At 48.1% G+C, this 6,529-nt stretch carries 6 protein-coding genes; 3 read left to right on the plus strand and 3 right to left on the minus strand.

What is annotated here, in order from left to right; translation table 11 throughout:
- Positions 1-230: 230 nt before the first annotated feature.
- Positions 231-950, minus strand: a complete 720-nt coding sequence (locus J0895_RS23785; RefSeq protein ID WP_207090466.1) for a pyridoxine 5'-phosphate synthase — start codon at positions 948-950, stop codon at positions 231-233.
- Between the two features lie 267 nt (positions 951-1,217).
- Entirely contained in the window at positions 1,218-3,536 is a 2,319-nt protein-coding gene (locus J0895_RS23790) for a caspase family protein (protein ID WP_207090467.1), read from the minus strand.
- Between the two features lie 462 nt (positions 3,537-3,998).
- On the opposite strand from J0895_RS23790, the gene J0895_RS23795 reads away from it, so the two are divergent.
- Positions 3,999-4,727, plus strand: coding sequence for a hypothetical protein (locus tag J0895_RS23795; RefSeq protein ID WP_207090468.1), 729 nt, complete (start codon positions 3,999-4,001; stop codon positions 4,725-4,727).
- 94 nt (positions 4,728-4,821) lie between these two features.
- On the opposite strand, the gene J0895_RS23800 is transcribed toward J0895_RS23795, so the two are convergent.
- A complete protein-coding gene (locus J0895_RS23800; protein WP_207090469.1) occupies positions 4,822-5,283 on the minus strand; it encodes a helix-turn-helix domain-containing protein in 462 nt (153 codons plus the stop codon).
- A gap of 507 nt (positions 5,284-5,790) precedes the next feature.
- Between J0895_RS23800 and J0895_RS23805 the strand changes: the two genes are divergently transcribed.
- Both J0895_RS23805 and J0895_RS23810 read left to right on the plus strand, forming a co-directional pair.
- Positions 5,791-5,955 carry a hypothetical protein gene (locus J0895_RS23805; RefSeq protein ID WP_207090470.1) on the plus strand — a complete coding sequence of 55 codons (165 nt, stop codon included), beginning with the start codon at positions 5,791-5,793 and terminating at the stop codon, positions 5,953-5,955.
- Between the two features lie 27 nt (positions 5,956-5,982).
- On the plus strand, positions 5,983-6,529 hold a 547-nt coding region (locus J0895_RS23810; protein WP_207090471.1), incomplete at its 3' end, for a DNA adenine methylase.

Here is a 6,529-nt window from a genome sequence, read left to right on the forward strand (position 1 = left end):
CCCGGACCTTGCCAAGGTCCGGGAACCGGAGGTGGAGTTAATCTTAAGGCAAATCACCATAAACGTAAAAACCCTACTCTTGTAAGCCCCTCATCCCCCGGAGCCCCATTCTCCCAAAAAGGGAGAAGCCCTCACCCTCAGTCCCTCTCCCCCTTTGGGAGAGGGATTTAGGGTGAGGGCGGCTTTTATTGGGATACTCCCCAATTTTTTTCTTTCTTTTGTAAGGTTAATTAATGGCCTTGCATCGCTTGTTTCATTTCTCTGACGGCACGCTCTAATCCAACTAAAACAGCGCGAGAAATAATGGTATGACCAATATTCAGTTCTTCCATTCCTAACAGTTTGGCGATGGGATAGACATTCCAATAAGTGAGTCCATGTCCGGCATTCACGCGCAAACCCGAAGAGATTGCCTGGTTACAGCCTTCGCTTAAAATAGCCAATTCGCGATCGCGTTCGGCTTCGGTTTTGGCTTCTGCGTATTGTCCGGTATGCAGTTCGATAAATTGCGCTTTGACCTCAACCGAGGCTTCAATTTGAGCGTGATCGGCATCAATAAATAAACTCACGGGAATTCCGGCTGATTGTAAGGTATCCACCACTCCCTCCATGCGATCGCGCTGTCCGGCGACATCCAGTCCGCCTTCCGTGGTCAGTTCTTCTCGTCGTTCCGGAACCAAGGTGACATAATCGGGTTTAATATCCAGGGCGATTTTTACCATTTCGTCCGTCGCCGCCATTTCTAGGTTTAAATGGGTCCGGACTGTTTCCCGCAACAGACGCACGTCACGGTCTTGAATATGTCTACGGTCTTCACGCAAATGCACGGTAATCCCATCGCCACCGGCAAGTTCGACTAAGGTTGCTGCCGCAACGGGATCAGGTTCTACGGTCCCCCTTGCTTGTCGAATTGTGGCAATGTGGTCAATATTAACCCCAAGTGTAGCCAAGGTCAATGTCTCCTGATGTTGTGATTAACGGGTGTTTTATTAATTTTAATCGATGGTGTGTGCGAGCATCTTGTTCGCTCTTGACTATAGTGATTCTTGACTCGAAACTGCCAAAGGTTCCAAGCCGCCTCGGAACCCTTCGCCAACATCCACCCTATCAAGATCCATGATTCCTGCAAATCAGGTAGGAAGCAAGTTACTGAGGATGAAGCGAGGAGATGGGAGACTCGTTTTTCTCTGGAGATCTCCCCCTTGCTTCATCCTGAACTAAGGCGATCGCCAGACTCGGATAGTTTGATCCCAACTGGCAGAAGCGAGGGTTTTGCCATCCAGACTAAAGACGAGGGAAAAGACATCACTGACGTGATTGGTGAGGGTGGCGAGTTCTTCCCCAGTGGACAAATCCCATATTTTAATCGTGTCATCATCGCTGCCACTGACAACCGTTGAACCGTCGGGACTAATAGCCACAGAAACGACTAAATCGGTATGGCCGATGAGAGTATTTTGTAACTCGCCGGTTGTGAGATCCCAAATTTTTATAGTGCGGTCCCAACTGGCAGAGGCGAGAGTTTTGCCATCGGGGGCGATCGCCAGTCCTCGGACCAAACGACTATGATCCGTGAGGGTATTTTGCAACTCGCCGGTTTCTAGGTCCCAAATTTTAATCGTGGCATCTCCGGCACCACTAATCAGGGTTTGTCCATCGGGACTGATGACGAGCGATCGCACGGGTCCTAGATGATCCGTGAGGGTATGGAGGAGATCCCCAGTTTCTATGGCCCAAATTTTAATCGTATTATCTTGAGACCCACTCACCAGGGTGAGTCCATCGGGACTGATGGCGATCGCATAAACCGGCCCGGAATGACCGGCTATGCTTTGTTCTAACTCCACCGTCAGATCCGACCCTTGGCGATCGAGTTGCCAAATCTCGATGGTTCCGTCATCCCTGGCACTGGCAAGGCGTTGAGTATAGGGGTCAAGCGCCACATCTCGAATCACACTCGGGCGTTCAGATCTGAGGGTTTCTCGGACTTCCCCTGTTTCTAAATCCCAGATCTTCAGAGTATTGTCCCAACTCCCACTAATCAACAGAGTGCCTTCAGGGTCGATCGCCAGTCCTTGAACCGGACCGACATGACCCGTGAGTACCATCGGGTCCTCTGTCGGGACCTGAAACGCGATCGCTTGGGGACGGGGTGGTAGGGGCCTGAGTGTTTTGTTCTGGGGTCGTCGAGGTTGAGGTTCGGGTTTAGTTTCGGATTCCGGTGACGGTTCGGGACTGGGGTCAGGAGTCGCCAGGGAAAAGGAAGGGATCGGGATCGCTTCCAGCCAGGTCGAGAGGGACGGGGAGGGAACCGGGTCGATCAGGTACTTATATATAGAATAACTACCGAAGAACAGAACTACAGTTATACTCGCCCAGGCGACCATCAAAGTGGGAAAACTTTTCGCCAGTGCCGAGGGATACAGAGGTTCTTCAATGCTTCGGACATCAAGTTCGCCGAGGCCGAGGATATCCCGACGTAAATGTTGCAAATCTTGGTCGATTTCGGGACTCAGAGGCAAGTCCTGAAGCTGCATCACGGATCTAACGACGGTTTTATAGAGTTGTAATTTAGTTTGGTACTGTCGATAGGGTTTTAGGGCATTTTCTTGAATGATCAGGGCATCCGTTGCGGAGATTCCCAGGCTTTCGCGGCGAATTTCTAAGCTACGGAGGCTGAGTAAGGAAAGATTGCCGCCACTGCGTCCCAGAAAATTTTCAACAGCTAATTGGTAGGTCAGGTGAGGGTTATCTTGGGGGGCGATCGTCAGTGAGACTGCACCGATTTCCGGGAGTGCGTAGATTGCCGGTTGCAACGCTGGGGCAACGATTTGCACCTTTTGACTGGCGTAGTGGTGCAATTCATCCAGAGAGATTGTGCCATCGCGATTCAGATCCCCGGCCCCGGTTTCGATGCCTTCGATGAAGTAGGCGGTGTAGGTGGAGAGTCCCAAGTGATGTTGTTTGGCGGAATAGTCGAGACAGTTGATGGCGGGGTTGGGATGAGCAATGCGATCGCCCCAACGGTTCAGGGATTGAAAGGTGGTGGAGGCGGTGAGAATGGCTTTTCCATAGCCTCCCAATTGCTGTTTGACATCGACAATTCCAGTCCCACCACTGAAATAGCAGTCTAGGATGATAATTTGTTGCTGGGCCACGCTGGTGTACAAGAGTGCCTGCAAGAAGTCCGCTGCGATCGCCGTAGTCGTGAGGTGTTCCCGGGTCGTGTTCCGGGTGGCAAAATATAGCGATCCCGTGGAGTCAGCGATCGCATGACCGGAAAAATACAGCAATACCAAGTCCTCGGGTTGGCGATCGCGCAACAGGACCTCAAGGCCGGACCGGATACTTTGCAGGTCGGGATCGATGAGTTTTTGGACATCGGCAGGGGCAAATCCGCCCTGTTCTGGATGCTGCAATACTTGGGCGATCGCGGATACATCCTGTTTCGCCGTAGGCAGAGGGGGTAGATCAGGGTCTTCGTCCTCTCCCGCTTCATGTTGACTCATTCCGATTAGTAGTGCGACCCGTTTCATTGACGTTTCAAGTTCTGAATTTTCAACTTCTTCAGTGTCACCCTGATTTGTCCGTTTTGATCAGATTTGAAATCTTAAACAATATCTGGAATTCTTAACCATTCTATCAAGTTCTCTCAGGATAAGGGTTGCCCGCTTAAACCCTAGCCCTGTCAAGGTGTATTTGTAGGGGCGCAATGCGCAGGCCCTCTACTTGCGCCTCCCCTCTCTGGAGTCTGGTTTAGGGAATCCCTTTCCAGTGGGTCCCCTAGCAATGGCAAGCCCGGGGGGCGATCGCACCCCAGTTTTTATCAGCTACCCCGCACCACTCCAGCATATTCCCAGGGTTTTTGATAAACTTATGGGGTGCATTCTGAATGAGATTCAACCTTTTTTCAGATCCAAGATAACTCTAAATTTTTCGGGCTACGGTTGCCAATCTTGGACGATTTATTTTCCTCTCCTTCCTTAAATCAATCCCTTATGAGCAAGCTAATCGCAGAAATTATCCGGCAATATCACATTGATGCAAAACTCCGCCAAACCATGTATGAATTATATCAAATCTATTATGAATATACCAGTTTTGAGAGTTTTTATGATGATTTGAATCATAAAAATTATGTGATTGCCTTATGGGATATAGAAAAAAAGTTACAGGGTTTTTCTACCGTAGCTGTCTGGGATTTTGAATTTGAACAACAAGCCCAACGAGCTGTTTTTTCAGGGGATACCATTGTCCATCGCGACTATTGGGGAGAACAAACGCTCCCTTTAGCTTGGTGTCAATTAGCCGGTCAAATTAAAGCTCAAGCTCCTACAGAGCCTTTATATTGGTTTCTGATTGTTAAAGGTTACCGGACTTATCGATATTTACCCCTATTTTCTCATCAGTTTTATCCCACCTATCGCTATCCAACACCGCCCGAAATGCAACGACTGATGGACTATTTAGCCGAGAAAAAATTTGGTCCAGATTATGACCCCAAAACCGGACTCATTCGCTTTCCCGTTTCCCGAGGACATCTGCGAGGAAGTTGGGCCGATATTAAAGATGGATATGAAGATAAACCCGATGTCCGCTACTTTTTAGACCGCAATCCGGACTATGGCAAAGGGGATGAGTTAGTCTGTTTGATGGAACTGCGCGAAGATAATATGCGATCGCACGCCCGACGCGGATTTATAGCGGGGATGAATGCCAAATGGTAAAGCATTTCGGGGACAGAAATCCCCTGACGGGCAAGGGATAACCAGACCATCTCTGGGCCAGTCACCCCGATAAAAATAGGGTCAAAGAGTGCTTTTAATTGGACGCCTTGACCCGTTTTTTACGCTGAGGTTTTAGCTTGAATTTGAGTTTATAACGGACCGTTTCATGGACCACCTTATAGGAAGCTTCCACCCCGCATTCTTCCTTAAGCCATCGCTTGACTTCTCCATAACTGTTAAATCGTTCAGGACCTTGGAGTTTTTGTCTTAATCGCTCTATCGTATTCGGAGGAATTGCCGGTTTTCGGCCTTGGCCTTTTTTAATAGACAGCATTCCTGGTAAGCCGTGGGTTTTATATTTTTGGAACCACCGATAAATAGTGGCGGTATCTCGTCCTAATAAAATAGAAAGCTCTTTGAGGGTTTTAATTTGGCCGATTTTTAATAAATATAAAGCCTGGACTCTTTCCCGACCTCTGGCGGTGGTTTGTTTAGCCAGAAGGCTTTTAAGTTCTTCAATACTTTCTCTGATATCGAGCTTGAGGACTCCGGCCATATCACTAACCTGAACGCTACGACATCTATTACTTATAGTTGCAGAAAAAAAGTGAAGTTGTATCAATTTTAACCCGATGAAAAACTAGCCACCGATTTTAACAGCGAACCTAGACACTGACTGGATTCAGCTAGATCAATTGGATTCCATGCGGACTCCATGTGGTGCGATCGCGACCTACTGTACCGGCGTCCTAGAGTCCCATTTCAACTCACCAACAGCATCTACTCAGATCCACTCCTCCACAGGAATTGCGCAAACCGATTCGCCTCCTCACCCAGTTTTACGCTGAAAACCTCACAAATTCCTAGGGTTGGCAATGGTTACAACTCATACCCCCCAGGTTTTTTAGATGCGGGAGTTGAGGGTTGAGGGCCTGGTGGGGTTCCATTCACTCCTGCGATCGGGTATGGCAAACCCATCCTTGTTATGATGATTACAATACCGACAACCTTGAGGCGACATTCATCTTGAATTTTCAGTTGAAAAATTTACTTTTAAAGTCAATTGAAGCGATTTCAGACTGTTTACACCTTATTTCAACCGGCCCTGGATAAAATTGCCACCTCTGAAGTAGGTCCTATCGAAAACTTCTTAGATTCCTTACAAGAAAAATTAGATAATAAGCTGGAGAATCCCCCGGATGCTCCGATTTTGAATGACCTTCTGTGAGCGAACTTCTATCATTTTAATGTTCTGATGCGTCAACTCTCTCTATTTGAAACGCTCTCTAGCAATTCCATTGTAAATGTGTCATCCGTCCCCCTGCGGAGTCCTTTCCGCTATCCGGGGGGAAAAACATGGTTAGTCCCCCGAATTCGGCAATGGTTAGCCAGTCAACCCTTTAAACCGGCTGAATCAATTGAGCCTTTTGCTGGAGGTGGAATTGTGAGTTTAACTCTAGCCTTTGAGGATCTGGCTGAACAGGTGACAATGGTGGAACTGGATGACCAAGTTGCAGCAGTTTGGCAGACGATTATCAGCGGGAATGGAGTCGATTTAGCGGAGAAAATTGCGAGATTTGAATTTTCATCAGAATCGGTCAATAGAATGCTAAGTTATCCGGCTTTGTCCCGGGAAGATAAAGCATTTCACACTATTTTAAAAAACCGAGTGAATCACGGGGGAATTTTAGCAGCAGGGGCGGGTAAAATTAAAGCGGGAGAAAAGGGGAAAGGTCTTCAATCCCGGTGGTATCCAGAAACGTTAAAAAAAAGGATTTTGGATATTGTCAAAATTCGCGATC

The sequence above is a fragment of the Phormidium pseudopriestleyi FRX01 genome, assembly GCF_017313335.1.
Classification (GTDB): Bacteria; Cyanobacteriota; Cyanobacteriia; order Cyanobacteriales; family Laspinemataceae; genus Laspinema; species Laspinema pseudopriestleyi.

Excerpts from the sequence above, each read along its gene's own strand:
- J0895_RS23790 (WP_207090467.1), bottom strand. The coding sequence starts at position 3,536 with ATGAAACGGGTCGCACTACTAATCGGAATGAGTCAACATGAAGCGGGA.
- J0895_RS23795 (WP_207090468.1), top strand. The coding sequence starts at position 3,999 with ATGAGCAAGCTAATCGCAGAAATTATCCGGCAATATCACATTGATGCA.
- J0895_RS23800 (WP_207090469.1), bottom strand. The coding sequence starts at position 5,283 with ATGGCCGGAGTCCTCAAGCTCGATATCAGAGAAAGTATTGAAGAACTT.